General features: G+C 50.1%; 26 protein-coding genes and 1 other RNA gene. 19 read left to right on the top strand and 8 right to left on the bottom strand.

Going from position 1 to position 24,375, the window contains the following annotated elements; all coding sequences use genetic code 11:
- Nucleotides 1–91 precede the first annotated feature (91 nt).
- On the top strand, nucleotides 92–217 hold the full coding sequence (locus BZG80_RS16200) for a hypothetical protein (RefSeq protein WP_274532491.1): 126 nt from the start codon (nucleotides 92–94) through the stop codon (nucleotides 215–217).
- A 53-nt stretch (nucleotides 218–270) separates the two neighbouring features.
- Complete coding sequence (gene ung, locus BZG80_RS03990; RefSeq protein WP_077678786.1) at nucleotides 271–972, top strand: uracil-DNA glycosylase; 702 nt, start codon at nucleotides 271–273, stop codon at nucleotides 970–972.
- Nucleotides 973–1,102: 130 nt separating this feature from the next.
- Here ung and BZG80_RS03985 read toward each other — a convergent pair whose 3' ends face one another.
- On the bottom strand, nucleotides 1,103–1,282 hold the full coding sequence (locus BZG80_RS03985; RefSeq protein WP_025674805.1) for a DUF3545 family protein: 180 nt from the start codon (nucleotides 1,280–1,282) through the stop codon (nucleotides 1,103–1,105).
- A 239-nt stretch (nucleotides 1,283–1,521) separates the two neighbouring features.
- On the opposite strand from BZG80_RS03985, the gene BZG80_RS03980 reads away from it, so the two are divergent.
- Both BZG80_RS03980 and yaaA read left to right on the top strand, forming a co-directional pair.
- Nucleotides 1,522–2,946, top strand: coding sequence for an alanine/glycine:cation symporter family protein (locus BZG80_RS03980; RefSeq protein WP_236719522.1), 1,425 nt, complete (start codon nucleotides 1,522–1,524; stop codon nucleotides 2,944–2,946).
- 70 nt (nucleotides 2,947–3,016) lie between these two features.
- Nucleotides 3,017–3,790 carry a peroxide stress protein YaaA gene (yaaA, locus tag BZG80_RS03975; protein WP_077459804.1) on the top strand — a complete coding sequence of 258 codons (774 nt, stop codon included), beginning with the start codon at nucleotides 3,017–3,019 and terminating at the stop codon, nucleotides 3,788–3,790.
- A gap of 70 nt (nucleotides 3,791–3,860) precedes the next feature.
- Here the strand turns inward: yaaA and serA are convergent, their stop codons facing one another.
- From serA to zapA, 5 genes are all read right to left on the bottom strand, one after another.
- Nucleotides 3,861–5,090: a phosphoglycerate dehydrogenase gene (gene serA / locus BZG80_RS03970; RefSeq protein WP_077678785.1), complete on the bottom strand. Its 1,230-nt coding sequence runs from the start codon at nucleotides 5,088–5,090 to the stop codon at nucleotides 3,861–3,863.
- Between the two features lie 353 nt (nucleotides 5,091–5,443).
- A complete protein-coding gene (rpiA, locus tag BZG80_RS03965) occupies nucleotides 5,444–6,103 on the bottom strand; it encodes a ribose-5-phosphate isomerase RpiA (RefSeq protein WP_077576426.1) in 660 nt (219 codons plus the stop codon).
- Between the two features lie 115 nt (nucleotides 6,104–6,218).
- Nucleotides 6,219–6,791 (bottom strand): 5-formyltetrahydrofolate cyclo-ligase, encoded by a 573-nt coding sequence (locus BZG80_RS03960; RefSeq protein ID WP_021022117.1) that lies wholly within the window; start codon nucleotides 6,789–6,791, stop codon nucleotides 6,219–6,221.
- Nucleotides 6,792–6,818: 27 nt separating this feature from the next.
- Nucleotides 6,819–7,001: non-coding RNA, 6S RNA (gene ssrS, locus BZG80_RS03955), on the bottom strand.
- Between the two features lie 3 nt (nucleotides 7,002–7,004).
- On the bottom strand, nucleotides 7,005–7,310 hold the full coding sequence (zapA, locus tag BZG80_RS03950; RefSeq protein ID WP_077459802.1) for a cell division protein ZapA: 306 nt from the start codon (nucleotides 7,308–7,310) through the stop codon (nucleotides 7,005–7,007).
- 345 nt (nucleotides 7,311–7,655) lie between these two features.
- Here zapA and BZG80_RS03945 point away from each other — a divergent pair, with 345 nt between their 5' ends.
- The 4 genes from BZG80_RS03945 to gcvH all read left to right on the top strand — a co-directional run bounded on the left by BZG80_RS03945 (nucleotide 7,656) and on the right by gcvH (nucleotide 11,295).
- Entirely contained in the window at nucleotides 7,656–8,234 is a 579-nt protein-coding gene (locus BZG80_RS03945) for a UPF0149 family protein (RefSeq protein WP_077459801.1), read from the top strand.
- Nucleotides 8,235–8,291: 57 nt separating this feature from the next.
- Entirely contained in the window at nucleotides 8,292–9,482 is a 1,191-nt protein-coding gene (gene ubiH, locus BZG80_RS03940) for a 2-octaprenyl-6-methoxyphenyl hydroxylase (protein WP_077678784.1), read from the top strand.
- Nucleotides 9,479–10,714 (top strand): FAD-dependent 2-octaprenylphenol hydroxylase, encoded by a 1,236-nt coding sequence (locus BZG80_RS03935; protein WP_077678783.1) that lies wholly within the window; start codon nucleotides 9,479–9,481, stop codon nucleotides 10,712–10,714. Before ubiH ends, BZG80_RS03935 begins: the two co-directional genes overlap by 4 nt.
- A 182-nt stretch (nucleotides 10,715–10,896) precedes the next feature.
- Nucleotides 10,897–11,295 (top strand): glycine cleavage system protein GcvH, encoded by a 399-nt coding sequence (gcvH, locus tag BZG80_RS03930; protein WP_021022112.1) that lies wholly within the window; start codon nucleotides 10,897–10,899, stop codon nucleotides 11,293–11,295.
- Between the two features lie 158 nt (nucleotides 11,296–11,453).
- On the opposite strand, the gene ygfZ is transcribed toward gcvH, so the two are convergent.
- Entirely contained in the window at nucleotides 11,454–12,437 is a 984-nt protein-coding gene (ygfZ, locus tag BZG80_RS03925) for a tRNA-modifying protein YgfZ (protein WP_077678782.1), read from the bottom strand.
- 215 nt (nucleotides 12,438–12,652) lie between these two features.
- Between ygfZ and BZG80_RS03920 the strand changes: the two genes are divergently transcribed.
- From BZG80_RS03920 to BZG80_RS03910, 3 genes are all read left to right on the top strand, one after another.
- Nucleotides 12,653–12,916: an FAD assembly factor SdhE gene (locus BZG80_RS03920; protein WP_021022110.1), complete on the top strand. Its 264-nt coding sequence runs from the start codon at nucleotides 12,653–12,655 to the stop codon at nucleotides 12,914–12,916.
- The gene (locus BZG80_RS03915) at nucleotides 12,885–13,295 is read left to right on the top strand and encodes a hypothetical protein (protein WP_131826334.1); all 411 of its coding nucleotides are present in this window, start codon (nucleotides 12,885–12,887) and stop codon (nucleotides 13,293–13,295) included. The genes BZG80_RS03920 and BZG80_RS03915 overlap by 32 nt, the downstream gene beginning before the upstream one ends.
- A 110-nt stretch (nucleotides 13,296–13,405) precedes the next feature.
- Nucleotides 13,406–15,235 carry a methyl-accepting chemotaxis protein gene (locus tag BZG80_RS03910; RefSeq protein WP_077459796.1) on the top strand — a complete coding sequence of 610 codons (1,830 nt, stop codon included), beginning with the start codon at nucleotides 13,406–13,408 and terminating at the stop codon, nucleotides 15,233–15,235.
- Between the two features lie 57 nt (nucleotides 15,236–15,292).
- Here the strand turns inward: BZG80_RS03910 and nadB are convergent, their stop codons facing one another.
- Nucleotides 15,293–16,909, bottom strand: a complete 1,617-nt coding sequence (gene nadB / locus BZG80_RS03905) for an L-aspartate oxidase (protein ID WP_077459795.1) — start codon at nucleotides 16,907–16,909, stop codon at nucleotides 15,293–15,295.
- Nucleotides 16,910–17,241: 332 nt separating this feature from the next.
- On the opposite strand from nadB, the gene rpoE reads away from it, so the two are divergent.
- From rpoE to era, 8 genes are all read left to right on the top strand, one after another.
- Nucleotides 17,242–17,823, top strand: a complete 582-nt coding sequence (gene rpoE / locus BZG80_RS03900) for an RNA polymerase sigma factor RpoE (protein ID WP_021022105.1) — start codon at nucleotides 17,242–17,244, stop codon at nucleotides 17,821–17,823.
- 32 nt (nucleotides 17,824–17,855) lie between these two features.
- The gene (locus tag BZG80_RS03895) at nucleotides 17,856–18,488 is read left to right on the top strand and encodes an RseA family anti-sigma factor (protein WP_077678781.1); all 633 of its coding nucleotides are present in this window, start codon (nucleotides 17,856–17,858) and stop codon (nucleotides 18,486–18,488) included.
- Nucleotides 18,485–19,453: a sigma-E factor regulatory protein RseB gene (gene rseB / locus BZG80_RS03890; protein ID WP_077459793.1), complete on the top strand. Its 969-nt coding sequence runs from the start codon at nucleotides 18,485–18,487 to the stop codon at nucleotides 19,451–19,453. Before BZG80_RS03895 ends, rseB begins: the two co-directional genes overlap by 4 nt.
- A gap of 11 nt (nucleotides 19,454–19,464) precedes the next feature.
- The gene (locus tag BZG80_RS03885; protein WP_077678780.1) at nucleotides 19,465–19,962 is read left to right on the top strand and encodes a SoxR reducing system RseC family protein; all 498 of its coding nucleotides are present in this window, start codon (nucleotides 19,465–19,467) and stop codon (nucleotides 19,960–19,962) included.
- 78 nt (nucleotides 19,963–20,040) lie between these two features.
- On the top strand, nucleotides 20,041–21,837 hold the full coding sequence (lepA, locus tag BZG80_RS03880) for a translation elongation factor 4 (RefSeq protein WP_077646664.1): 1,797 nt from the start codon (nucleotides 20,041–20,043) through the stop codon (nucleotides 21,835–21,837).
- Nucleotides 21,838–21,851: 14 nt separating this feature from the next.
- Nucleotides 21,852–22,748, top strand: coding sequence for a signal peptidase I (lepB, locus tag BZG80_RS03875; RefSeq protein WP_077678779.1), 897 nt, complete (start codon nucleotides 21,852–21,854; stop codon nucleotides 22,746–22,748).
- A 12-nt stretch (nucleotides 22,749–22,760) separates the two neighbouring features.
- Complete coding sequence (rnc, locus tag BZG80_RS03870; protein ID WP_028569567.1) at nucleotides 22,761–23,432, top strand: ribonuclease III; 672 nt, start codon at nucleotides 22,761–22,763, stop codon at nucleotides 23,430–23,432.
- Complete coding sequence (era, locus tag BZG80_RS03865; protein ID WP_077678778.1) at nucleotides 23,432–24,337, top strand: GTPase Era; 906 nt, start codon at nucleotides 23,432–23,434, stop codon at nucleotides 24,335–24,337. Before rnc ends, era begins: the two co-directional genes overlap by 1 nt.
- Nucleotides 24,338–24,375 lie beyond the last annotated feature (38 nt).

The following is a 24,375-nucleotide window of genomic DNA, read 5'->3' as shown; positions in this document are numbered from 1 at the left end:
ATATATAATAAAAAGGTTGGCATTAATCTTTCATAAGCAATATGGCCTTAATAAAGAGGCGACACCTTTGTAGCGAGATAAGGAGCGACTTATGACTCAGCCAACCACGACCATGCCCCGTACTAGCTTGCCAACGCCAAACCGTGCGGTTCAAGGCCGCTGCCAGCGTCACTATCACGCCCACACCGAGCGAACAAAAGATCGGACTCCCCACTGATTTTAAGCGGCTGCCTCGTTAAAATAGCGCCGGTGTGATGATAAGGAGCAACCATGACTCAGGCGCAAACGTGGCAGCAGGTGCTGGCCGAGGAAAAACAACACGCGTATTTTCGCGATACCTTAGCGTATGTCGACGGTGAAAGAGCCAAGGGCGTTCCGATCTTTCCCCCCAAAGACGATGTGTTTAATGCTTTTCGATTCACCGAGCTTGGTGATGTAAAGGTGGTGATCTTGGGTCAAGATCCCTATCACGGACCGAACCAAGCACATGGACTGAGCTTTTCGGTACGACCAGGGGTAAAAACACCGCCTTCATTGGTCAATATTTATAAAGAGCTTGCGACTGACATTGACGGTTTTAAGATCCCCTCGCACGGTTACTTACAAAGTTGGGCGCAGCAGGGTGTGTTACTTCTCAATACGGTGCTGACCGTGGAGCAGGGTAAAGCGCATTCACATGCTAAGTTAGGTTGGGAAACATTGACTGACCGCGTGATCGATGTGGTGAATTCGCAATGCGAAGGCGTTGTTTTTTTACTGTGGGGGGCACATGCACAAAAAAAAGGCAAAGCCATTGACCGTGATCGCCACCATGTATTGACGGCGCCTCATCCCTCACCGCTTTCAGCTCATCGTGGTTTTTTTGGTTGTAAACACTTTTCACAAACCAATGCATATTTGCTCGAGCAGGGAAGCAATCCGATTGATTGGCAACCGCGTTTAGATGACGAGATAGCGGATAAGCATGGATGAACGGTGAAGCGCTAGCCGATAAACAGACGCTAAGCGGATAGATGAGCGTTAAGCGGACGGATCCGCGTCGGATTGAAGATAAAAAAGGTGCTCATTGAGCACCTTTTAGTCATTTTATGTTGAGGGTGAGTTAATCGAGGTCCAGTTGAGAGAAATCGCCAAAAATATCGATGTCTTCCAATTCTTTTTTTAGCCGCTGTTTATCTTTCAGCGCTTCAATTTCTCTCCATTTACGTTTGACTGGTTTTGCGCGTCCATTGCGCCGTGGTGGGTCTTGCTCAAACATATCGTTAAAGGCAATGTTTTCCATAGTCACCTCTTTTCACCTTGCGGTTAGTTTTTTAATACCACACTCGCCCCTAACATAAAATTGAACTATTTCTCATTTGTGGCAGTGAGATGAAGTTTTTATGAGATTGCGCTCACTGATTTTCCAAATCAGTGACGATTCACTCAACAGCGGCGAGTTTAAATTGACCTCGGTAGCCGTTCACGCGAAGATTGCGCGCCATATCATCATTCCTTTTTAATATGACGAGGGACAGTCAATTGAGCCTACTCACTTTTATCAATGATCTGATTTGGGGCTCGGTACTCATTTATGTGCTCATTGGCGGAGGTATCTTTTTCTCGCTGACGTTGGGCGGTATCCAATTTCGTCATTTCTCGCATATGTTCTCTGTTATGCGTCATAGCCGCCGCCATGACCACGGTAGCATTTCCTCTTTTCAAGCCCTTTGTACGGGACTCGCAGCGCGCGTGGGCACGGGGAACATGGCCGGTGTGGCGGTGGCATTGTCGTTAGGTGGGCCGGGTGCCATTTTTTGGATGTGGCTGATGGCATTTCTTGGTATGGCAACGGCCTTTGCCGAAAGTACCTTGGCGCAAGTGTATAAGGTACAAGATCCCGACGGTTATTTTCGCGGTGGGCCGGCCTATTATATGGAGCATGGTCTTGGCATGCGTTGGATGGGGATCCTTTTTTCTATTTTACTCATTCTCGCCTTCGGGTTGGTGTTTAACTCGGTCCAAGCCAATTCTATTTCGCAAGCGGCTCAAGTGGCGTTTGGCTGGCCTCCTGCATACGTAGGCGCAGGGTTGGTGCTGGTCAGTGGGTTGATTATTTATGGCGGTCTGCGACAGATAGCCCGAACCGCAGAAGTCGTCGTCCCAGTGATGGCGCTGCTATATCTTTCGCTGTCCTTGTATGTGGTGATCATGCACCTTGATCAGGTGCCAGCCGTCTTTATGCTGGTGATAAAAAGCGCGTTTGGTTTACATGAGGCGGCATCCGGCGCGTTGGGTTATACCTTGGCGCAAGGCATGATCCAAGGGATTAAACGCGGCTTGTTTTCGAATGAGGCCGGGATGGGATCTGCCCCGAACGCGGCAGCGTCAGCGACGCCTTATCCGCCACATCCTGTCTCTCAAGGCTATGTGCAAATGCTCGGGGTTTTTGTCGATACTTTGGTGATTTGTACCGCAACTGTGGCGATCATTCTTCTGTCTGGAGAGTATATTCCCGGGGGGGAAGTGACGGGAGTTGAATTAACACAGCGGGCACTAAGTGCACAAGTTGGGGGGTGGGGAGAACAATTCGTTGCCGTGGCGATTTTTTTCTTTGCATTCACCTCGATTATTGCCAATTACTCGTATGCTGAAACCAATCTACTTTTTATCAATGGCCGCTGGCGTCCGGCACTCCCTTATTTTCGTGCGCTCGTTTTAGGTATGGTCATGTTTGGTGCATTGGCGGAGCTACCGCTTGTTTGGACGCTGGCAGACGCATCCATGGGGATGATGGCGCTCGTCAATATGATCGCGATTTTATTGCTGTCGGGAATAGTGAAACGTCTCGCGGCCGACTATCACACACAACGTTCGTTAGGGCGGGTGCCTGTGTTTGATAGTCGCCGGTTTCCTGAGTTACATAGCCAATTAGATGAAAAAGCGTGGCCGCTTCCTAAGCGCTAGGGGCAACGGTGTTTTTTTTGCACCGGAATGATAGGCTTAGCGATAGACAGACAACAAAGGGGTTAGCAAAATGCTGATTGTGGTTTCTCCGGCAAAAACGCTGGATTATGAGTCACCGTTACCAACCGAACGATACACAAAGCCGCAGTTCACTCCGCATTCAGAGGCGTTGATAGCGGTATGCCGTCAACTGACGCCTGCCGATATCGGCTCATTGATGAAGGTGAGTGATAAAATTGCTAGCCTGAACGCGGTACGCTTTGCTGAGTGGTCACCGACATTTACACCTGACAATGCTCGCCCTGCAGCCTTGGCGTTTAAAGGGGATGTCTATACAGGCTTGGATGCAAATTCGATGTCAGAGCAGGACTTTGACTGGGCACAAGCGCATTTTCGAATGCTTTCTGGCCTTTATGGCCTATTGCGTCCGCTTGATTTGATGCAACCTTATCGCCTGGAAATGGGCACCAAGTTAGCGACGCCGCGTGGCGATAACTTGTACCAGTTTTGGGGCGATATCATCACAGATGCACTCAACGAGACGTTAGCGACGCAAGACAATCCGCTACTGATCAATCTCGCCTCCAATGAATATTTTAAAGCGGTCAACAAGAAAAAACTCGCAGGTGATATTATCACGCCCGTCTTTAAAGACTGCAAAAATGGGCAGTACAAGGTGATCAGTTTCTACGCGAAAAAAGCCCGTGGGATGATGGCGCGTTATTTGATTGATCAACGAGCGACATCCGTGACAGATATTAAAGGGTTTGATGTTGCTGGTTACTACTTCAGTGAAGAACTGTCTAAAGGTAATGAGTTGGTATTTCTGCGCGATGAGCAGTAAAGACAAGACTGTGAGTGGTAAAAAAGCCCCATTTGGGGCTTTTTTTGATCGACGCTACTGGCGCGTTATCTCAGTGTAAGATACGTGCACGTATGGTGCCTTCAATGGCTTTGAGTTTTTTCAATGCTTTATCCGCTTGCTCCATCTCCACATCAATGACCACATAACCAATCTGTGCCGACGTTTGTAGATACTGAGCGGCAATGTTAATGCCCTCATCGGCAAAGGTGGTATTAATTTTGGTGAGCACACCCGGGCGGTTGGTATGAATGTGCAGCAAGCGTGAGCGACCTTGATGCTCAGGCAATGACACTTCAGGGAAATTAACACACGATAGTGTCGACCCGTTGTCCGAGTATTTGATTAATTTTCCTGCCACTTCAAGGCCAATATTTTCTTGGGCTTCATGGGTCGAGCCGCCAATATGTGGCGTGAGTAACGCATTATCAAAGGCCTGCAGCGGTGAACTGAACGCTTCTTTATTGGTTTTTGGTTCCACAGGAAAGACATCGATAGCGGCCCCTGCGAGGTGCTGACTTTCTAAAGCGCCGCAGAGCGCGTCAATATCAACCACGGTCCCTCGTGAAGCATTAATAAAGATTGCACCCGGCTTCATGCGTGCGAACGCGTCGGCATCAATCATATTTTGTGTGCTTGCGGTTTCTGGAACATGCAAAGAAACAATATCACTGCGATTCAGTAACTCTGTTAGCGAGTTAACTTGAATGGCATTACCGAGTGAAAGCTTGTTGTCGACATCATAGTAATAGACTCGCATCCCGAGGTTTTCGGCCAAAATACTGAGCTGGGTACCAATGTGGCCATAGCCAATGATCCCAAGCACTTTGCCGCGCGCCTCGTAAGAACGTTCAGCAGATTTTAACCATTCGCCACGGTGAGCTTTGGCGTTTTTCTCAGGAATGCCGCGCAGTAGCAATAAAATTTCACCCAGTACGAGCTCGGCGACGCTGCGAGTATTTGAGAAAGGCGCGTTGAAAACCGGGATACCGCGTTTCGCGGCGGCATCGAGATCAACTTGATTGGTCCCGATACAAAAGCATCCGACAGCCACCAGTTTTTTGGCCTGCTTAAAAACAGCTTCGGTGAGCTGGGTACGTGAGCGTAACCCAACAAAATGCGCGTCTTTGATCGCGGTTTCAAGGTCTTCACCGGTGAGTGAGCCTTTGTGATACTCGATATTGGTGTAACCCGCTTGTTTGAATGATTCAACGGCTGTGGGGTGGACGCCTTCGAGCAGTAAAATTTTTATCTTATTCTTGTCCAATGAATAGTGTGACATGTGGGCTGTTCTCTTCCTTAGAAACAATAGTGGGTCGCAATGTTGCGCCTGAACGCCGGGGGGTATCGTCACCCTTTCCCCTAGATTTCTGGTGAAGACAGTGCAATGGGTGACGTGGTCAGTAGCCTGATCTTTTTACGCCAAGTCGCACATGGGCCTGCGATGAACCGGTATCAGAACAGTGACCAAGATAACAAAAATTTATATAAGGGGTAAGAATTATCCGTTCTATGCCATAAAAAAAGCACCTTTAAAAAGGTGCTTTTAACTTATTGATTACATTGAGCGCAAACGGTTGGTTTTTAATGCTGCTAATGGGCGGGTATAAGCCGTTGATCTGCAGGATTATGCGTTTATTCTGCCACTTTTTTCACCCCGGAATCGGTGCCGGTTAGGACGATATCGGCACCGCGGTTGGCAAATAAGCCTACAGTCACCACGCCCGGGATCCCATTAATGGTATCTTCGAGACCTTTAGGATCCTGAATCTTGAGGTTATGAACATCCAGGATAACATTGCCGTTATCAGTCACCACGCCTTGACGATAGCAAGGATCACCGCCCAGCTTGACAAGCTCTCGTGCCACGTAAGAGCGGGCCATTGGGATGACTTCGACAGGGAGAGGAAACTCGCCAAGCACATCGACGTGTTTGGTATCATCGATAATACAGATAAATTTATCGGCAATGGCGGCAACAATTTTCTCGCGCGTCAATGCGGCGCCGCCGCCTTTAATCATATGATTGCGCTTATTGATTTCGTCCGCACCGTCAACATAGATATCGAGGTGACCCACTTCGTTGGCATCAAAGACTTCAATCCCTAACGCTTTTAAGCGCTCGGTCGACGCGTCTGAGCTTGATACCGCCCCTTTAATTTTTTCTTTCATTGGCTCAAGGGCATCAATAAAGTAATTCACTGTCGAGCCGGTGCCAACGCCAATAATACTGCCTGGCTTAACATACTCTACCGCCGCTTCACCGGTGGCTTTTTTCTTTTCGTCCTGGGTCATGGTAACTCCTGCGTAACGGGGAATAAGGCGTGATTATAGCGAAGCCAAATCGTGGCGTCAGGCTATGGGTCGCGAAATCGATGTGAGTCAACGTCTAAGTTGGCGAAATGATGGCTCACCAATGCCAGTGTTGGCTTGGTGTCAGTATATGGGGTAAAGGAATATCCCATTGCTCGCAAGGTAATGAATGCCAACGTTGGCAATCATGGGCGAGGCCAATGGCGGTCGCATTTGGCGCGCACAAACCCAGCGTGCGATCATAATAGCCGCCACCCATGCCTAGGCGCTGGCCGTCGGCGTCAAAAGCCACTAATGGCGTGGCGATGATGTCCAGTTTTGAGCTAGGGATTAGGGTGCGAATATCTAAAGTGGGCTCGGCAATGTTATAACGATTAAGGCGCATGCGCGTGTGAGGGTGGTACTGTAAAAACAGCAAATGGCCGCGACTGAACGGATGAACAACCGGTAAATAAACCTGTTTTCCTGCCTGCCAGCAGGCGTTGATTGCCGGTTGGGTATCCAACTCACCGTCAAAAGAGAGGTATAAGGCGATACGCTGCGCATGAACGACGTCAGGTAATGTCATAAAGCGTGCCGCAACCTGCTGGGCCGCCTCGGTTTGCTGTTCAGGCGAGAGCTGGCGACGCGCGTGACGGATGGTTTGGCGAATCTGCTGTCTGGGCTGCATAACTGTCCTTAATGCTAGCCTGTAAAGGAGGGCCCCGGGATGCCGTTGGGATCGATGGCCCTTGAACCCGCTGGTTCAAGGCGGGTGGGTAGTATAAACCGTAGGCTTCTCGGTACGAGCCGAGCTTGCTCAGTAGCTTATAACAACACACCCTTCGGTTTGCTTATCGGCTCAGGGACGTTGATCCGCTGACAAACACCCCAGGGAATTCGATTATTTTTGCGATCCTTGCACTGCCACTGCTTTATCGAGTTGGGCAGTCATCAGGGCGGTCCGTTGCTTGACCTGATCTTCAACTGTCTCCAACGCTTGTTTGGCATCATTTAATTCATGACAAACATTCAAAGCGGCAATGGCAATTAGCTGCTCTGTATTGGTTACTTTAGTGCGCTCTGCCAGCCGATGCAACCGTTGATCGAACTCGTTTGCTGCATCTTTAAGCGCTTGCTCTTGTCCAGGCGGACAATTGACGCGAACAAGGCGATCCAGGATTTTAATTTCAACCGGTTGTGTGTTCATAGTCCCAAGCTGGCTCCTCATACGGCCCGCAATGTCGAGGGCCAGATACAGAATAATGGCGCTATTCTAGCAATTATTTTCCCGAATACACTACATCGAAAGCCGCCTTGGCGAGTGATGCAGAGAATTTAGACAAAAATGGACACCGAGGGGTTGATCTTTATCATCGTGGCAACGGCCTTCCTGCTCTTACACTGGGTTTGTAACCACCATAATGGACAGAATAATTCTGCATCGCACAAGCTGGCCAAGAATCACGGGTTTTTTCGCTGAGTGATTCAGCCCTGTGGTGTGAAATGCTAAACTAACCCACTTATTTTTGAGCGCACGACCAAGGGCAACATTGTGACTGAAACCCGTTTACCCGCATATGCGAAGACTGCAGAAATATTAACAGCAGATAGCCTGGCGGTTACGCCGGCAGAAATGCATGGATTGATCGCCGGCATGCTAAGTGGTGGCTTGGCACTGGAAGAGGGGAGTTGGCTAACCATGCTTTATGATTATACCAACCAAGGAATGGGCTGGCCGACCGAGTCAAAAACCTTGGCCATGCAGAGCTACCATCAATTGAAAACCCAACTGACAGGAACGGATTTAGATCTCGATATTTATGTTCCGGATGATGAACACTCGGGTGTCGTTGCCCGTGCAGAAGCGTTAGTGGAATGGATTAATACCTTTCTTGCTGGCGTTGGTCTGATTGGGACAAAGGGGCGTAAACTATCCAAAGACGTCACAGAAGCGCTCAGCGATTTAAAGGAAGTGGCGCAGTTAGGGATTGACGAAGACGGGGATTTGCAAGAGCAAGCGGACTTGCTTGAGCAGGTTGTTGAGCATGTGCGTGTGTGTAGCTTAGTTGTCCATGCCGAGCTTGGCGCACGTCTTGAAACTGACGACGAGACGCCAAAAACGCGCCATTAACCGCAATGACGTCTGCGGTTTGAGGCATGGTGATGACTCAGGGTGAGGAAAAGTAGGATGAAAGCCTATGACATAGTGATTGCTGGTGGTGCAATGGCCGGCGCAACCGCGGCACTGGCGTTAGATACGCTAAGTGGCGGGATGTTACGTATTGCGGTCGTTGAGGCGATGGTGCCAAACCATGGTGATCACCCAGGTTATGATGCGCGGAGTATCGCGTTAGCCGAGGGCAGTTGCGCTGCTTTTGAGCAACTGGGACTTTGGGAGGCGTTGGCGCCGTTTGGCACACCGATCCAACATATTCACGTTTCAGATCGTGGTCATGCTGGGCAAACGCATATTGATGCGCAAACGCAGGGCGTGTCATATCTCGGTCAGGTCATTGAACTGGCAGATGCCGGCGCGGTATTGCACCAAAAACTGCATGCGCGTCCCGCCATCGATGTCTTTTGTCCTGATGCAGTGATCGCGATTGAACGAAAGCTTGACGCTGTTACTGTCACACTTAAACAAGGACAATCGCTAACGGCATCATTACTCATTGCCGCCGATGGCGGTCGCTCACCTTGTAGTCGTTTGCTCCATCTCCCCCGGCAGCAGCACGACTTTGGCCAAGTGGCTGTGATTGCCAATGTGTCTACGGCGCTTCCGCATCAAGGTCACGCCTTTGAGCGTTTTACCGACACGGGGCCCGTCGCGTTACTGCCCATGTCGCAAGGACGTTGCTCATTAGTGTGGTGCATGACTCCCGATGAGGCGCAACCGCTCACCCAAGTCAGCGATTCGGTTTTTTTACAACGCTTACAACAGGTTTTCGGTTGGCGTCTTGGTAAGTTACTTCATGTCGGAGAACGTCACGCCTACCCGCTGGTGCTCAATCAGGTCGTGCGGCCAGTGAGTCATCGCGTGGCGGTGGTTGGCAACGCAGCACAAAGTTTACATCCCATTGCAGGACAAGGCTTTAACCTCGGCCTGCGAGATGTCATCACGCTGGCTCAAACTGTCAGCGCAGCCTTCCAGCGCGGGCAAGATATTGGCGCGATACCGGTCCTGATGGATTATGCCAGTCAACGCCAGCCAGACAGAGATACAACCGTCGCACTAACATCAGGGCTCGTTCATCTTTTTTCTAATCAGAGTGCACTACTTGCAGCCGCACGGAACGCAGGTTTGGGGTTGATGTCGACCATAGAAAGGGTGAAACAACCCCTCGTGCAACGCACCATAGGATGGGTAGAACCGAAATGAAGATGATCAATGCAGATGTCGCGATTGTAGGTGGCGGAATGGTGGGGCTAACACTTGCCGCCTCACTGGCAGAAACGGACTTACGCATCGTTGTGATTGAAGGTAAAAAACCGGTAACAACACTAGACGATCTACCAGAAAACCGTGTATCGGCACTGAGTCGCGCGAGCGAGAATATGCTTCGTGCCTTAGATGTTTGGCCGGGTATCGTCGCACGCCGACTGGCAAGCTATCAAAAAATGCACGTTTGGGAGAAAGATAGCTTTGCGCAAATTGATTTTGACGCACAGGCATTTGGTCAGCAAAACCTAGGACACATTGTTGAAAACCGCGTGATTCAACTTGCCCTGCTCGACAAAGTGCAGCAGCAGAGTAATGTCACCATGCTCATGCCTGAGCAGTGCCAGTCTATGATGCAAGGTGAGCGCGAAACCTGGTTGCCATTGGCCTCGGGAGGTGGTGTGACGACAAAGCTGGTTGTCGGAGCCGATGGCGCTCGCTCATGGGTGCGCGAGCAAGCACACTTTCCATTGGTTCAGCGAGATTATGGACACCATGCTGTGGTGGCAACGGTACGTACAGAAGCCCCTCATCGAGGCGTTGCGCGTCAGGTTTTTACGCCTGATGGCCCTTTAGCGTTTCTACCACTGTCCGACCCGCATTTATGTTCCATTGTTTGGTCGGTGCCGCCTGAACAAGCGTCGGAGTATCGCGACATGGCGTCTGATGGATTCGAGCGGGCGCTCACGGCTGCCTTTGACGCTAGATTAGGCCGATGTGAGGTGGCCGGACCGCGTGCGAGTTATCCTCTTACCATGCGTTATGCTCAGAATTTTGCCTCTGAGCGCATTGCCCTTATCGGTGATGCCGCACATACCATTCATCCGCTTGCCGGCCAAGGGGTGAATTTAGGGATGTTAGATGCGGCCGCGTTAGCACAGACACTCGCGCAACTTTCAGAAAAAGGGAAAGATGTCGGGGCGTATGCGTCACTGCGTCATTTCGAGCGTTGGCGTAAAGCGGAAGCCATGCAAATGATTGCGGCGATGCAGGGATTCCGGAGCTTGTTTGATGGTCAAAACCCAGTGAAAAAGCTCGTTCGTGGTGTGGGTATGCGCGCGGTGAATCACCTACCCGGCGCCAAACAGCCCTTTATGGCCAAAGCCTTGGGGCTAGAGGGAGAGCTCCCTGATCTCGCGAAGCCACCTGCTCGGCGCGTCCATTTTTCATGATCGTGTGACAACGGAAATTGGCGAAAAAAAGAAAATATGCTAAACAGCATGACGAACAGCTTGTCTGGAAGTTTGTATTTACCGACGGATGTTGCACATTAGCACTGGATACAACCAGAGCACTGGCTACAACCTGAGTATTGGGTATAACAAGGTCATTGGGTCTAACAAGGAACAATATTATGAGCGATATTCCATCCGGATTAAAATTTACTGAGACGCATGAGTGGGTGCGTCCTGAAGGGGAAGGTCTCTTCACCATTGGCATTTCCGATCATGCTCAAGCGTTGCTTGGTGATATGGTTTTTGTTGATTTACCTGATGAAGGTGACACCTTTGATGCCGGGGATGATTGCGCAGTGGCCGAGTCGGTCAAAGCAGCGTCAGATATTTATGCGCCGATTTCCGGGCAAGTGATCGCCGTGAATGAGGAATTGGATAGCGCCCCAGAATTAGTCAACAGCGATCCTTACGGCGATGGTTGGCTCTTTCAAGTTCAAGCCACTGACGAATCAGAAATTGATGCCTTGTTTGATGCACAAGGGTATGAAGAAACCTTAGGCGACCAAGATGCCGATTAAGGTGTAGTACCAACCGTGTGCCACTAGCATTGACAAGTGAGGGATCCTGGCGGGATCCCTTTCTGTTTATTGGCTTCCCGGTAAGTGACGTCGGCGTGATCAAGCGCCGCGGTCACCTGTGTTTGCCAAGCCGCATGGGGAGATGTCAAGCTCACCACTTATTTATCGTCAGTCAGAGAGTAAGGTAGAGGCTCACGCTGCCAGATAAACTCTGGCGCATCCGCTAGGCGAAATGCTGTCTCGTCATCGAGGTTGTTTGGCAGAACCGCTAGCACTGCTGCCTGGCCATTAGCTTGACGGTAACCGGCAATCACGGTTCCACCAGAGCGCCAGTTTTCACCGACAGAACGCTCGACTTTATCCCCTGCCACCGGTGTATGTGTGGCTTGTCCTATGAGTTTATACATAGCCCGCTTGTTTATTCCTCGGTATTTAGCGCGAGCAACGGTCTCTTGGCCGGTATAACAGCCTTTGGTGAAGCTGATGGCATTCAATGCCTGCAAATTCAACGATTGAGGAATAAACTCACCACTGGTTGCGGCTTCTATGCGAGGGAGTGCGGCATCGATTTCATATCGATCCCAATATTCACTGCTGAGAAGGACCGCGGACGACTGATACTGATTCACGAGCGCGGTTGCCGCATCGGGAGTGATCGCGAGTAACCAACGATGAGGCGCGATCATCACCGCCGTTCCCTGCTCGCCCTGGCGGACGTTACCTTGTGGGCCAAAGTGGTCAGTCACCCACTTTTCCGCTTGGGCGCCAACCACGCCAAGAAGTACGCAGTCGACTTTATCAAATGCGATCTTAGAGAAGATGGCGTATTTTTTGACTTCCTGTAATTGGGTTGCCTCAATCGATGCCGGCTGCACCATGGCTAAGCCATCTTGGAAGTGGAAAAAACGTAACACGGACCAGACTTTACCTTTTGGATCGCAATGCGCCGCTAAGGTCGATTGATCCACGTCGAGCTGCTCAATATCGCAAGTGAGCTGGCCTTGTAAGTATGACTTAGTGTCGTCGCCACTAATTTTGGTTAACGCCCAATTATCGAGGGCAACAATGGCCAGTTCCGGCGTCTGGTCACTGGGGTGTTGTGCCACAGGCTCAAAAGCTTGGGTTTGATACCATTCGCTCATATAAATCACGCTCTCCGTTGAGAAAACACAGGCTATCTCTCGTATAGTAATGGTGCATAACAGGCTTGTCAGCCTTTGTATTGTAAGGGTATTGCGCCAAACGACGGATTAACGCTAGAGAGCTCTCAGATTCGTCTTTTCTTTTTTGGGAAAAGTGGTCGTCAGACCCTTGCGTTGATAGTATCCATCCACTGATATCAGTGATAGAGGTCAACATGGTTAACACTGAAGATAAAGCGCGAATTCGTTGGGCATGCCGTCGGGGGATGCTGGAGCTTGATGTATTGGTCATGCCCTATTTTGAGGCATGCTACGACACATTGAATGAAAATGAAAAACAGGATTTTGTCGCATTTTTAGAAAGCGCCGACCCGGATCTGTTTGCCTGGCTGATGGGGCATGGTAAACCTGACGATCCTAAGATGGTCTCTGTTGTCGAGAAGGTAGTTGCCTATAACCGAAGTAAGTTGCGTACATAGCCAACTCCATTGCCCGCGCTATGTCACCGTCTGTTTATTCCTGGTCGGCATGATGGTGGCATGGCTATTGGCGGTGCATGTGTCCCTCCCGCTTTGCGCGCGTGCTTTCCTGATGCTTCACGTTGTCCGTGAATTGATTCACTTTCAACACCGACTGGTCGAGAGTACCGGCTGTGTCACTGTGTATTTTGATGATTGGATAAGGCTACCCAGCGGCGAACGCCAACCCATCACATGTATCTGGGCGACGCCTTGGCTGATGATGCTCAAAGCGCAATCGGATGCGCGCTGTTTGTATTTGTGGCGCCATGGCTTGCCGGACTATCATTTTCGTCTGCTTTATCGGCATTATTGTCAACCAAAGCAGGATAGTTTGTGACATATTTATGACGCCTTGGTTGCCTTGCTTTACTTTTTCCTAACATCGCCGATAGTTAGTGCAAGTACGTGATTAATCCAGTCTTGCTCTGAAGGTGTTGTAGGGTCGTTATGAAAATAAAACACAAGTTACTTTCTCTTACCGTGATGTCGGTGTTGGCATTACTCGCTGTGATGGCTGCGGCTTGGAACGCGGAAACGCGGTTAGATAAAATGCATCGCCAGTTAACCGCGGTGTCCGATCTCGAGGTCGTACTGCTTAATTTACGCCGTAATGAAAAAGACTTTCTTGCTCGGATGGATCCCAAATACCTCTCTCGGTTTGAAAACAACGTCGCAACCTTTAATCAGCAACTGACCGACTTTCGAGCACGCAGTGCCTCCCTTGGGTTAGAAACCGTCACGATTGATGACGTTAAGACAGCCATGCAAGCTTATGCAAATGGGTTCAGCGAACTGGGTGACGGCTACCAAACATTAGGTTTAACGACAGAGCAAGGCTTAAGAGGCCAAATGCAAAGCGCGAGTCAAGCGCTCGTGGCCGCAACTGAAAACGATATTGTGCTAGAAAGCAGTGCTCGCTTGTTAGTGGCGGACGCCAAGCTGTTTGTTCAAAGCAGTCATCTGGATTACATCGACCAATACCAAAATCATATGGATGCCTTAACAGACTATCTTGAAGGTGATCTATTGGCACTGTTTAAAGCTCACCAGTCTGAAGTTGAAAACGTTGTTGCGCAGAAAAAAGCATTAGGTTTGGCGCCAGATAAAGGGCTTTTGGGCGAGATACGGAGTCAAACGCACCAAGTGGAAAATATGTTTGACGCGTTAAGCAAAGAATACCAGCAAGCGATCGATCAAGCGCTACGCCAGACCACGATAGTGACGGGGTCGATAGTATTGGTGTTAGCGATCATCATGACGGTGGTTTCTCTGTGGATGAACCGAGGTATTCAACGGCGCATCGCGCTGTTCAGTCAGCAGATGGCGGCCATTACTCAGCAACGGGATCTGACCTTGCGCGCCGATGAGACTGGGCAAGATGAAATTTCACTGATGGCAAACGATGTCAATCAGATGCTGAGTAGTATTCAAAAAATGGTGGTCGATGTTAGTCGAGCGGTGCAGGCTTTACACCAAAGCGCAGAGCAGGTGGAGTCTCGCACGGCGCAAACCGGCACCGCACTGGCGACGCAGCTGGATGAAACGACCCATGCTGCAACGGCGATGAATGAGATGGAAAGCACGATTCGGGATATTGCCGGCAATACCGATCAGGCGGCTGATAACGCGAGAACCAGCCTAGGTCGTGCGCAAAATGGACAGCAAGTGGTGGATGATACCCGGACGATGATCATGACATTGGCCGAGACACTCAGCAATACCAGTAACGAGGTGCTTGAACTGAGTAAGCTGTCTGAGACCATTGGCTCGGTATTGGATGTCATTAAAGACATTTCAGAGCAAACGAATCTGCTGGCACTCAATGCTGCCATCGAGGCCGCGCGTGCGGGGGAGCAAGGACGAGGGTTTGCAGTAGTCGCGGATGAAGTGCGTCAATTAGCAACTCGTACCCGGCAATCGACCGATGAAATATCGGGCATTATTACCTCGCTGCAGGCGCAAACACAGTCAGTTGCAGAGCGTATGGAGCAAAGTCGAGAAGATGGCGAAAGCTCTGTCACCAAAGTAGATGCCGCCTCGCAAGAGCTGTCACAGATTATGCAAGATATGCAACAGATTATGGATATGAGTACGCATATTGCGACGGCGATAGAGCAGCAAAGCTCGGTTGCCAAAGAAGTTAACCAGAACGTGCACAACATTCAAGACATTGCCCAGACGAGTACTGAACGCGCGAGCCAAAACCGTCAAGCTGCTCATCAAGTCGCAGAAGAAGCGGCTAACTTAGAGCGGGCCGTAAGTGAATTTAAAAGCTAATCATACGGCCAGTCGAGAGACTGGCCGTTGTTTATTGCGACGATACCATGCGCCACATTAGCAAGGCTGATCGGGAACGAGGATGGTTGGGCCTGATTGAGCATGAGCGTCAGGATAGTCAATGGTGTAATGTAGACCACGACTTTCTTTGCGTTGCATGGCACAACGCACCATCAATTCAGCGACTTGGAGTAAATTACGTAATTCGAGCAAGTTATTCGAGACACGAAAATTAGCGTAGTACTCGTGTGTTTCTTGTTTAAGTAGCTCAATGCGACGCAAAGCACGTTCTAAGCGCTTGGTTGAGCGCACAATCCCCATGTAATCCCACATAAACAGGCGCAGCTCATGCCAATTGTGCTGAATCACCACTTCCTCATCGGAACAAATCACTTGGCTCTCATCCCAAGCTGGCAACGCTGTGTGTGGCTCTATATGGTCTGAGTGGGCTTTAATATGCTCAGCGGCAGACCACGCATACACCACACATTCGAGCAAGGAGTTAGAGGCCATGCGATTTGCACCGTGTAGCCCGGTATAACTCACTTCACCAATGGCATATAAACCAGGCAGATCCGTAGTGCCATTTTTATCCACCATCACACCACCACAGGTATAGTGGGCGGCCGGAACTATCGGGATGGCGTCTTGGGTCAAGTCAATGCCGTACTCTTTTAGCTTCTCGTAAATGGTGGGGAAGTGCTTGGTGATAAATTGCGGATCTTTATGGCTGATATCGAGATACATACAATCAGCGCCAAGCCGTTTCATTTCATAATCAATCGCACGCGCCACGACATCACGGGGAGCAAGCTCACCACGCGGATCAAAGTCTTGCATAAAGCGCGATCCATCCGGGCGTTTTAGGTGCGCACCTTCACCACGTAATGCTTCGGTTAGCAAAAAGTTACGCGCGTCAGGGTGGTATAAACAAGTCGGGTGGAACTGATTGAACTCAAGATTCGCGACACGGCAACCTGCTCGCCATGCCATCGCAATGCCATCACCAGAAGAGACGTCTGGGTTAGAGGTGTACTGATACACTTTAGACGCGCCACCTGTTGCCAGCACCACATAATTGCAGCGGACAGTTTCTACAACTTCTTGATTGCGATTCCAAATATAGGCCCCTAACACATGATTAGGGCCGCCGAGTCCGACTTTTTTACGCGTGATAATGTCCAGCGCGTTATGACGCTCGAGTAGGGTGATATTAGGATGTTGTCGAACGTTATCTTGCAATGAATTTTGCACCGCCATACCGGTTGCATCGGCGGTGTGTAGAATACGTCGATGACTATGACCACCTTCGCGAGTGAGATGATAACGCGGGGTTTCATCATCACTGTCTTCTTGATCGAAGGGCACGCCGCCATCAATCAGCCATTGAACACAGTCTTTGGCGTTACGGGCGATAAAGTCGACAACATCGGTATCACAGATACCGCCACCGGCTATTTGTGTATCTTCGACATGGGACTCCACTGAGTCTTGTTCGTCAAAAACAGCGGCGATGCCGCCTTGTGCGTAGAGTGTCGCCCCTTCACTGAGAGGGCCTTTACTGAGTACGATAACCCGGTGCGTGGGCGCCAAACGTAGCGCCAACGATAAGCCAGCGGCACCGCTGCCGATGACCAACACGTCACATTGATGTTCCTGAGTTGTGGTCGTCATGATCCCTAATCCTCTTTCTGCGCTCCCAATGTTACACCAATTTGACGCGGCCGCGCGCGCTAAGATCAAATCCAGTCTTGCTTGGGTGAAAGTTTGCAACCGTGGCATTGTTTGGGGGACAATACACGCAGCCAAAGACGCGCGCTTTGGTCATTCCGTCACAGTAATGTGATTTCACGCATAATAAAACCAACATGGTGAGGAACTTTTCTCCTAAGCGGTCATCGAATTCTCAGCGAAAGCTCGCAAGCGGGTTTAACCGCGCTCTGACAACGTCGGACCTAGAATGTCGATAATCGGGCGAAAAGATCAACCAAGGAGTAAACGCTCGAATGGGCGAGCAGCTAACCGACCAGGTTCTAATAGAACGTGTACAGAATGGTGACAAGCAAGCTTTCAATCTGTTAGTCGTCAAATATCAAAATAAGGTATGTAACCTTATTGCCCGCTATGTAGGCTCACACAGTGGTGATATTCCGGATATCGCACAAGAAGCGTTTATTAAAGCGTATCGTGCTTTGCCGGGGTTTCGTGGCGAAAGTGCGTTTTATACTTGGTTGTATCGCATTGCAGTGAACACCGCGAAAAACCATTTGGTGGCACAAGGACGACGTCCACCAGGCAGCGATATTGACGCCGACGAAGCAGAAAATTACGAAAGTGGGGGGTCGTTAAAAGAAATATCGAACCCTGAAAACTTGATGTTGTCTGAAGAATTGAGGCAGGTGGTGTTTTCGACCATTGAAACACTGCCTGACGACTTAAGAACCGCAATCACCTTACGCGAGCTCGATGGGCTCAGTTATGAGGAAATTGCACAGGTAATGGATTGTCCAGTCGGTACGGTACGGTCGCGTATATTTCGAGCGCGTGAAGCGGTAGAAAAGCGCATCCGGCCACTGATGAAACGGTAACGAGTTTTACTGGCTGCATGACGGTGACTTGAATGACGGATAAAGAAAAAATTTCGGCGTTATTAGATGGCGAACGGGTGGACACGTCGGTGATCCATGACATAGAGCGAGATAATAGCGCACAACAGACCTGGAGCGACTTCGGCATCATTCGTGATGTGATGCGTGGTGACGCGCCTGGCTCGTTGCAATGGAACATTGCCGATTCTGTCGCGTCCGCGTTGGAAGCAGAACCGGCTTATCAAGGCGCTCACGTTGACAGTAACGTGCACCCGATGCACGAGTCACAGCCGCGTCCGAAAAAGGCGCGTCGCCACCTACCTGGCTGGCTGCAACAGCTCACTCAGGTCAGTGTCGCCGCTTGTGTTTCTCTCGCCGTGATCGTAGGCGTGCAGCATTATAACCAGTCTGAACCAACGTCTCCGGGGGTTGGCAATCAAACCCAACCGCCAGTATTGGAAACGATTCCTTTTGCAGGTGCTGCTGAACCGGTGAGTTTAAGCCGGAATGATTTGCGTGCGACGCCTTCAGAATCTGAAATGATGGAGCAGCGTCGGCGCGTAAATGCAATGCTCAAAGACTATGAATTGCAGCTAAGGTTGAATAAGGATAGTCTGTCTAGCAATCAGACAATGGCACCGTCGACAAGCAGTAGTAAGCAATGAAAAAAACTCTGATCGGTGCGCTTGCGCTGGTCAGTTTGATGTCTGCGCAAGCCTCGGCCGAACCCTCTGCCGAGGCTTTGTTACATCAAATGGATACCGCAAGCGATACCTTGGACTATGAACTGTCCTACATTCTCGTTGGCAAAAATAGCCTAGAGCCACTGCGTTTTCGCCATGCACGGGTAGGTGGCGAAGCGTTTGGTCATCTCATGTATTTAAGTGGTCCGTCGCGAGAAGTAATTCGTCGCGGAAAGGAAATCAGTTATTTTGAACCTGGTTATGACCCTTTCACGATCGCCAGTGATCATATGGTGGCACCATTGCCTACCCTCATTCAGGCCGATATTGATATACTGGCAAACCATTATGACTTTGTCTCAATGGGACATGCGCGCGAGGCGGGCATGGATTGCCAGGTTGTACGTATCACACCGAAAGATGGTGAGCGATATTCGTACGTGCTTTGGCTAGACCAAGACAGTCACCTACCGGTGAGAGCCGATTTACTCGACCGAGATGGGGATCCGCTTGAACAGTATCGCGCCTTATCTCTGGTGGTTACGCCCAAAATTAACGACGCGATGCAAAAACTCACGCAGTTAGCCCTGCCGCCGGTATTAACCCTCCCACAAACAACCCGCCGCTCTGACCTGGATTGGCAGGTGACGGTGCTGCCAGATGGCTTTAAGCCTGTATACAGTAACCGCCATCGTTTAATGATGACTAAGCGGGCAGTGGAAAGCCAAATGTTTAGCGACGGCCTTTTTAGTTTTTCTGTTTATTTAGCCAAAGCCGACGATGTCTCCGTGCGTAAACAGATAGTGCGCCAAGGCCGACGGACGCTGCACAGTGTTATCAATGGCAACGCCGAAATTACAGTGGTGGGGGACATTCCACCGGAGACCGCTAAACGGATTGCTGATTCGGTTCGTATTAATCGCATGCCAACATCACAGACAGAGTAAAAGGTTGCACCATGATTAAAGCACTGGCGGAGGTAACAGGGTACCAAGACGGCTGGCTGTCCCTTGCCTGTCAGCAGCAAACCAGCTGTGGCAGCTGCAAATCGCAAAGCCAGTGTGGCACTGGCATTGTGTCCAAGGCCCTACCCGGAAAAGTGAACCATGTCAGCGTTCGTTCGCCAGAACCGCTGCCGACAGGAACCCTCGTTGAAATTGGCCTCGGTGAAGCCACCTTGGTCCGCTCGGCGCTCGTGGTTTATATGGTGCCATTAATGATGATGTTCGTGGGCGCCTTACTGGGGCAATTTTTCTTTGCCGCGTTGGCAGGCAGCGGTGAAGGAGGTGTTATCGCACTAAGCCTAGGCTTCGGTGCCCTTGGGGTCGGTATCGCACGACGTTTAGCGAAATATGTCGGGAGTGCCGAACAGCAGCAACCTGAGCTTCTGCGTGTCATGGGAGAGCCAATTTCCGAGTTGGCAGTGATAAATACCAGACACCAGGATAGCGACTAGCCACTATTTTCGGTAGAATCCAGCCCAATTGATCTTAGGATCCCATTCTTATTGATAACGAGTAAGTCACACCCACTTATGAAGCATATTCGTAACTTTTCGATCATCGCCCATATTGACCACGGTAAGTCGACGCTTTCTGATCGACTCATTCACGTATGCGGCGGCCTTACTGACCGGGAAATGGCAGAGCAGGTCCTTGACTCCATGGATCTGGAACGTGAACGCGGTATCACCATCAAAGCACAAAGTGTGACACTGAACTATAAAGCCAAAGACGGCAATGAGTATCAGTTGAACTTCATCGATACGCCAGGACACGTCGACTTCTCTTATGAGGTGTCGCGCTCACTGAAGGCATGTGAAGGTGCTTTGCTGGTGGTGGATGCAGGACAAGGGGTTGAAGCACAGACGCTCGCCAACTGCTACACCGCAATGGATATGGACCTTGAAGTGGTCCCTGTCCTGAACAAAATCGATTTGCCGGCCGCCGACCCAGACCGTGTGGCGCAAGAAATCGAAGATATTGTTGGTATTGAAGCCATTGAAGCCACGCGTTGTTCAGCCAAAACAGGGGTTGGAGTCGATGGCGTACTCGAAGATATTGTTCGCCTTATTCCACCGCCAGAAGGTAACCCCGACGCCCCCACTCAAGCGTTGATTATCGACTCTTGGTTCGATAAATACCTTGGCGTCGTCTCGTTAGTGCGCATTCGTGAAGGCTCGCTCAAAAAAGGCGACAAAGTGAAAATCATGAGCACGGGCCAAGAATGGAACGTGGACAGCATTGGCATTTTCACGCCCAAGCGTAAAGAGCTTAATGGTTTGCAAACCGGTGAAGTAGGCTGGGTGATCTGTGGGATCAAAGATATCCTCGGCGCACCCGTGGGCGACACCATCACCCATGCCAAAAACGGCTGCGAAAAACGGATTGAAGGGTTCCAAAAAGTTAAGCCTCAGGTGTACGCGGGCTTATTCCCGATTTCATCCGATGATTATGAAAACTTCCGTGATGCCTTGGATAAGTTAAGCCTCAATGATGCGTCGCTTTTCTTTGAGCCAGAGAGCTCTGCGGCGCTTGGCTTCGGTTTCCGTTGTGGTTTCCTTGGCATGCTGCACATGGAGATTATTCAAGAGCGCCTGGAACGAGAATACGACCTTGAGCTGATCACCACAGCCCCTACGGTTGTTTACGAAGTCACGCAAAACGATGGTGAAATCATCTATGTAGACAGCCCAGCCAAGCTGCCCCCAGTGAATGACATTCAAGCCATTGGTGAGCCTATCGCGCGTTGTAATATCTTGGTGCCCAATGAATTCGTCGGCAATGTGATTTCCTTGTGTGTTGAGAAGCGTGGTGCCCAAGTGGATATGGTTTATCACGGCAATCAAGTTGCGCTGACCTATGACATACCGATGGCGGAAGTCGTGTTGGACTTTTTCGACCGTATTAAGTCAACATCGCGCGGTTATGCCTCGTTAGATTATAACTTCGAACGTTATGACGTGTCTGACATGGTACGGGTGGATATCTTACTGAATGGCGAGCGTGTCGATGCACTGGCGATTATTACGCACCGTGCTCATGCGCAACCGCGTGGTCGCGAGCTAGTGGAAAAAATGAAAGAGTTTATTCCGCGTCAGCAGTTTGATATCGCCATCCAAGCCTCGATTGGCAATCACATTATCGCCCGTTCAACCGTCAAGCAGTTGCGTAAAAACGTCACGGCAAAATGTTACGGCGGTGATGTGAGTCGTAAGAAAAAACTATTGCAAAAACAAAAAGAAGGTAAGAAGCGCATGAAGCAGGTCGGTAATGTCGAGCTGCCGCAAGAAGCTTTCTTGGCCATTTTGCATGTGGGCAAAGATAAATAACAACGGATTCCATGATGGCCAATACGTTTTCTTTAATTTTAGTGCTGGTGACCTTGGTCACCGGCTTGGTTTGGGCGTTAGATAAATACCGCTGGGCGCCGCGTCGCCGCCAGGCTGCAGGCAAAGCACTGAAGGTCGCACAGACTGATTTGGATGCCGAACAAGTCGCGAAAGTGATGCCACAACCGAGTTGGGTTGAGAATCTGGCGTCTATTTTCCCGGTGATCGCGGTGGTTTTAGTGTTGCGATCATTCATTTATGAGCCTTTCCAAATTCCGTCCGGATCGATGATGCCAACCTTATTGGTTGGCGATTTTATTTTGGTGGAAAAATTTGCCTATGGGCTGCGTGATCCGGCTTTTCACACTGAACTGGTTGATACTGGCAAACCTGAGCGCGGTGACATTGTGGTGTTTAAATATCCGCCGCAGCCGAATATTGACTACATCAAGCGTACGGTGGGGCTACCCGGCGATACCATTGTGTATGAAGATAAGCGCTTGTGTATTCAGCCTAAAGGCGAAGCGCAGTGCCAGCCTGTCGCGATAGATAACATTCAGCCTAGTGAATTTGCACAAGGTGGTGTGAATCTGGTGCAAGCACAAGAGCAGCTGGGTGAGCAAGCGCATCAGATCCTTGTCCATCCGAATAAGCGCGATCGAATCAGTGCCTATCAGCCACGTCCGGGCGTCAATCGTTGGGTGGTGCCGGAAGGGCATTACTTTATGATGGGTGATAACCGCGATAACAGTGCGGATAGCCGCTTTTGGGGCTTTGTGCCTGAGCGCAACTTAGTCGGCAAAGCGGTGGCTATTTGGGTCAGCTTCGAATTCGAGCGCAACAGTGACAGCTGGCTACCATCGTGGATACCGACAGGGATACGCTTTAACCGTATTGGTGGAATTGATTAATTCTGGACTATGATGACAAAACTAACAGATAAATTGCAGCGAGAGATCGGCTATCAGTTCAGCAGTGCTGCATTGCTTGAACTGGCGTTGACGCACCGTAGTGCCAATGGCACACATAATGAGCGTCTCGAATTTTTGGGTGACTCAATTCTTAGCTTCGTGATTGCCGAGGATCTTTATCATCGCTTTCCGAAAGTGGATGAAGGGGATATGAGTCGGATGCGCGCGACCTTAGTGCGCGGTAATACACTAGCCGAAATTGGGCGGGAGTTTTCTCTGGGCGAAGTCATGCGCCTTGGCCCAGGAGAACTTAAAAGTGGCGGTTTTCGCCGCGATTCGATTTTGGCTGACGCTGTAGAAGCATTGATTGGCGCCATCTTTTTAGACAGTGATATCAACCGGGTACGAGATATTATCTTGCAATGGTATCAGCAGCGACTCGAAACCATTGAACCGGGTGTCAGCCAAAAAGATCCGAAAACCCGTTTGCAAGAGCTCTTGCAGGGAAAACGTAAACCGTTACCGTCTTATACGGTGATGAAAGTGAAGGGTGAAGCACACAACCAAGAGTTTACGGTAGAGTGCCAGATATCAGGACTGGAGCGTTCTGTGATTGGAAAAGGCAGTAGTCGTCGCAAGGCAGAGCAAGCGGCTGCAGAACTCGCACTACAGAAGTTGACATAATGACTGACACACAGCGCTGCGGCTTTATTGCCATTGTTGGCCGCCCGAACGTAGGAAAATCAACATTGCTGAACCGCTTGGTAGGGCAAAAGTTGTCGATTACCTCGCGTAAACCCCAAACCACGCGTCACCGAATCATGGGCGTGGATACCCGGGATAACTACCAGGCGGTGTATGTCGATACGCCTGGGCTACACATTGAAGAAAAGCGCGCCATTAACCGTCTTATGAATCGGGCTGCAAACAGCTCGTTAACCGACGTTGAATTAGTATTGTTTCTCGTGGATGGTACACATTGGACCAATGACGATGAAATGGTGCTTAATAAGCTAGCGCGTTCAGAGTTGCCGACGGTTTTGTTGGTCAACAAAGTGGATAACGTTAAAGAGAAGACGGAGCTGTTTCCGCATCTACAAGCGTTGTCAGAGAAGATGTCGTTTGTCGACGTGATCCCGGTTTCAGCGAAAAACGGGACCAATATTGATGTGGTCGAGCAGCGTGTTCGTGATGCGTTGCCGGCGTCTGAATTCTACTTCCCTGAAGAATATGTTACCGACCGCTCTCAGCGTTTTATGGCCTCAGAAATTATCCGTGAAAAGCTGATGCGTTTTACCGGTGAAGAGCTGCCTTATTCAGTGACGGTTGAAATTGAACGTTTTGACTACAACCCTGAAACCGATGGCTTTCATATTAATGGTTTGATTTTAGTTGAGCGTACCGGCCAGAAGAAAATGGTCATTGGTAAAGGCGGCGAAAAGATCAAACGCATTGGCCGTGAGGCACGCTTAGACATGGAAGATCTCTTCGAACGTAAGGTCTATCTTGAGCTTTGGGTGAAAGTGAAATCCGGCTGGGCTGATGACGAACGCGCGTTGCGCAGTTTAGGCTATATCGACGATCTTTAATTGGCCCGAACATCGGGTCCATGCACTCAGGAGAGGGT

Origin of the sequence: Salinivibrio sp. MA440 (assembly GCF_001996265.1) — a bacterium.
Lineage (GTDB): Bacteria > Pseudomonadota > Gammaproteobacteria > Enterobacterales > Vibrionaceae > Salinivibrio > Salinivibrio costicola.
The sequence above is the reverse complement of the archived record's forward strand: the minus strand, read 5'-3'. Positions and strand labels throughout refer to the sequence as shown.

Excerpts from the sequence above, each read along its gene's own strand:
- ubiH (WP_077678784.1), top strand. The coding sequence starts at position 8,292 with ATGAAAGCCTATGACATAGTGATTGCTGGTGGTGCAATGGCCGGCGCA.
- BZG80_RS16200 (WP_274532491.1), top strand. The coding sequence starts at position 92 with ATGACTCAGCCAACCACGACCATGCCCCGTACTAGCTTGCCAACGCCA.
- ygfZ (WP_077678782.1), bottom strand. The coding sequence starts at position 12,437 with ATGAGCGAATGGTATCAAACCCAAGCTTTTGAGCCTGTGGCACAACAC.
- zapA (WP_077459802.1), bottom strand. The coding sequence starts at position 7,310 with ATGAACACACAACCGGTTGAAATTAAAATCCTGGATCGCCTTGTTCGC.
- yaaA (WP_077459804.1), top strand. The coding sequence starts at position 3,017 with ATGCTGATTGTGGTTTCTCCGGCAAAAACGCTGGATTATGAGTCACCG.
- gcvH (WP_021022112.1), top strand. The coding sequence starts at position 10,897 with ATGAGCGATATTCCATCCGGATTAAAATTTACTGAGACGCATGAGTGG.
- rpoE (WP_021022105.1), top strand. The coding sequence starts at position 17,242 with ATGGGCGAGCAGCTAACCGACCAGGTTCTAATAGAACGTGTACAGAAT.
- lepA (WP_077646664.1), top strand. The coding sequence starts at position 20,041 with ATGAAGCATATTCGTAACTTTTCGATCATCGCCCATATTGACCACGGT.
- BZG80_RS03885 (WP_077678780.1), top strand. The coding sequence starts at position 19,465 with ATGATTAAAGCACTGGCGGAGGTAACAGGGTACCAAGACGGCTGGCTG.
- lepB (WP_077678779.1), top strand. The coding sequence starts at position 21,852 with ATGGCCAATACGTTTTCTTTAATTTTAGTGCTGGTGACCTTGGTCACC.
- BZG80_RS03910 (WP_077459796.1), top strand. The coding sequence starts at position 13,406 with ATGAAAATAAAACACAAGTTACTTTCTCTTACCGTGATGTCGGTGTTG.
- serA (WP_077678785.1), bottom strand. The coding sequence starts at position 5,090 with ATGTCACACTATTCATTGGACAAGAATAAGATAAAAATTTTACTGCTC.
- BZG80_RS03935 (WP_077678783.1), top strand. The coding sequence starts at position 9,479 with ATGAAGATGATCAATGCAGATGTCGCGATTGTAGGTGGCGGAATGGTG.
- rnc (WP_028569567.1), top strand. The coding sequence starts at position 22,761 with ATGACAAAACTAACAGATAAATTGCAGCGAGAGATCGGCTATCAGTTC.
- BZG80_RS03895 (WP_077678781.1), top strand. The coding sequence starts at position 17,856 with ATGACGGATAAAGAAAAAATTTCGGCGTTATTAGATGGCGAACGGGTG.
- rseB (WP_077459793.1), top strand. The coding sequence starts at position 18,485 with ATGAAAAAAACTCTGATCGGTGCGCTTGCGCTGGTCAGTTTGATGTCT.
- rpiA (WP_077576426.1), bottom strand. The coding sequence starts at position 6,103 with ATGACCCAGGACGAAAAGAAAAAAGCCACCGGTGAAGCGGCGGTAGAG.
- era (WP_077678778.1), top strand. The coding sequence starts at position 23,432 with ATGACTGACACACAGCGCTGCGGCTTTATTGCCATTGTTGGCCGCCCG.
- ung (WP_077678786.1), top strand. The coding sequence starts at position 271 with ATGACTCAGGCGCAAACGTGGCAGCAGGTGCTGGCCGAGGAAAAACAA.
- BZG80_RS03960 (WP_021022117.1), bottom strand. The coding sequence starts at position 6,791 with ATGCAGCCCAGACAGCAGATTCGCCAAACCATCCGTCACGCGCGTCGC.
- nadB (WP_077459795.1), bottom strand. The coding sequence starts at position 16,909 with ATGACGACCACAACTCAGGAACATCAATGTGACGTGTTGGTCATCGGC.
- BZG80_RS03920 (WP_021022110.1), top strand. The coding sequence starts at position 12,653 with ATGGTTAACACTGAAGATAAAGCGCGAATTCGTTGGGCATGCCGTCGG.
- BZG80_RS03985 (WP_025674805.1), bottom strand. The coding sequence starts at position 1,282 with ATGGAAAACATTGCCTTTAACGATATGTTTGAGCAAGACCCACCACGG.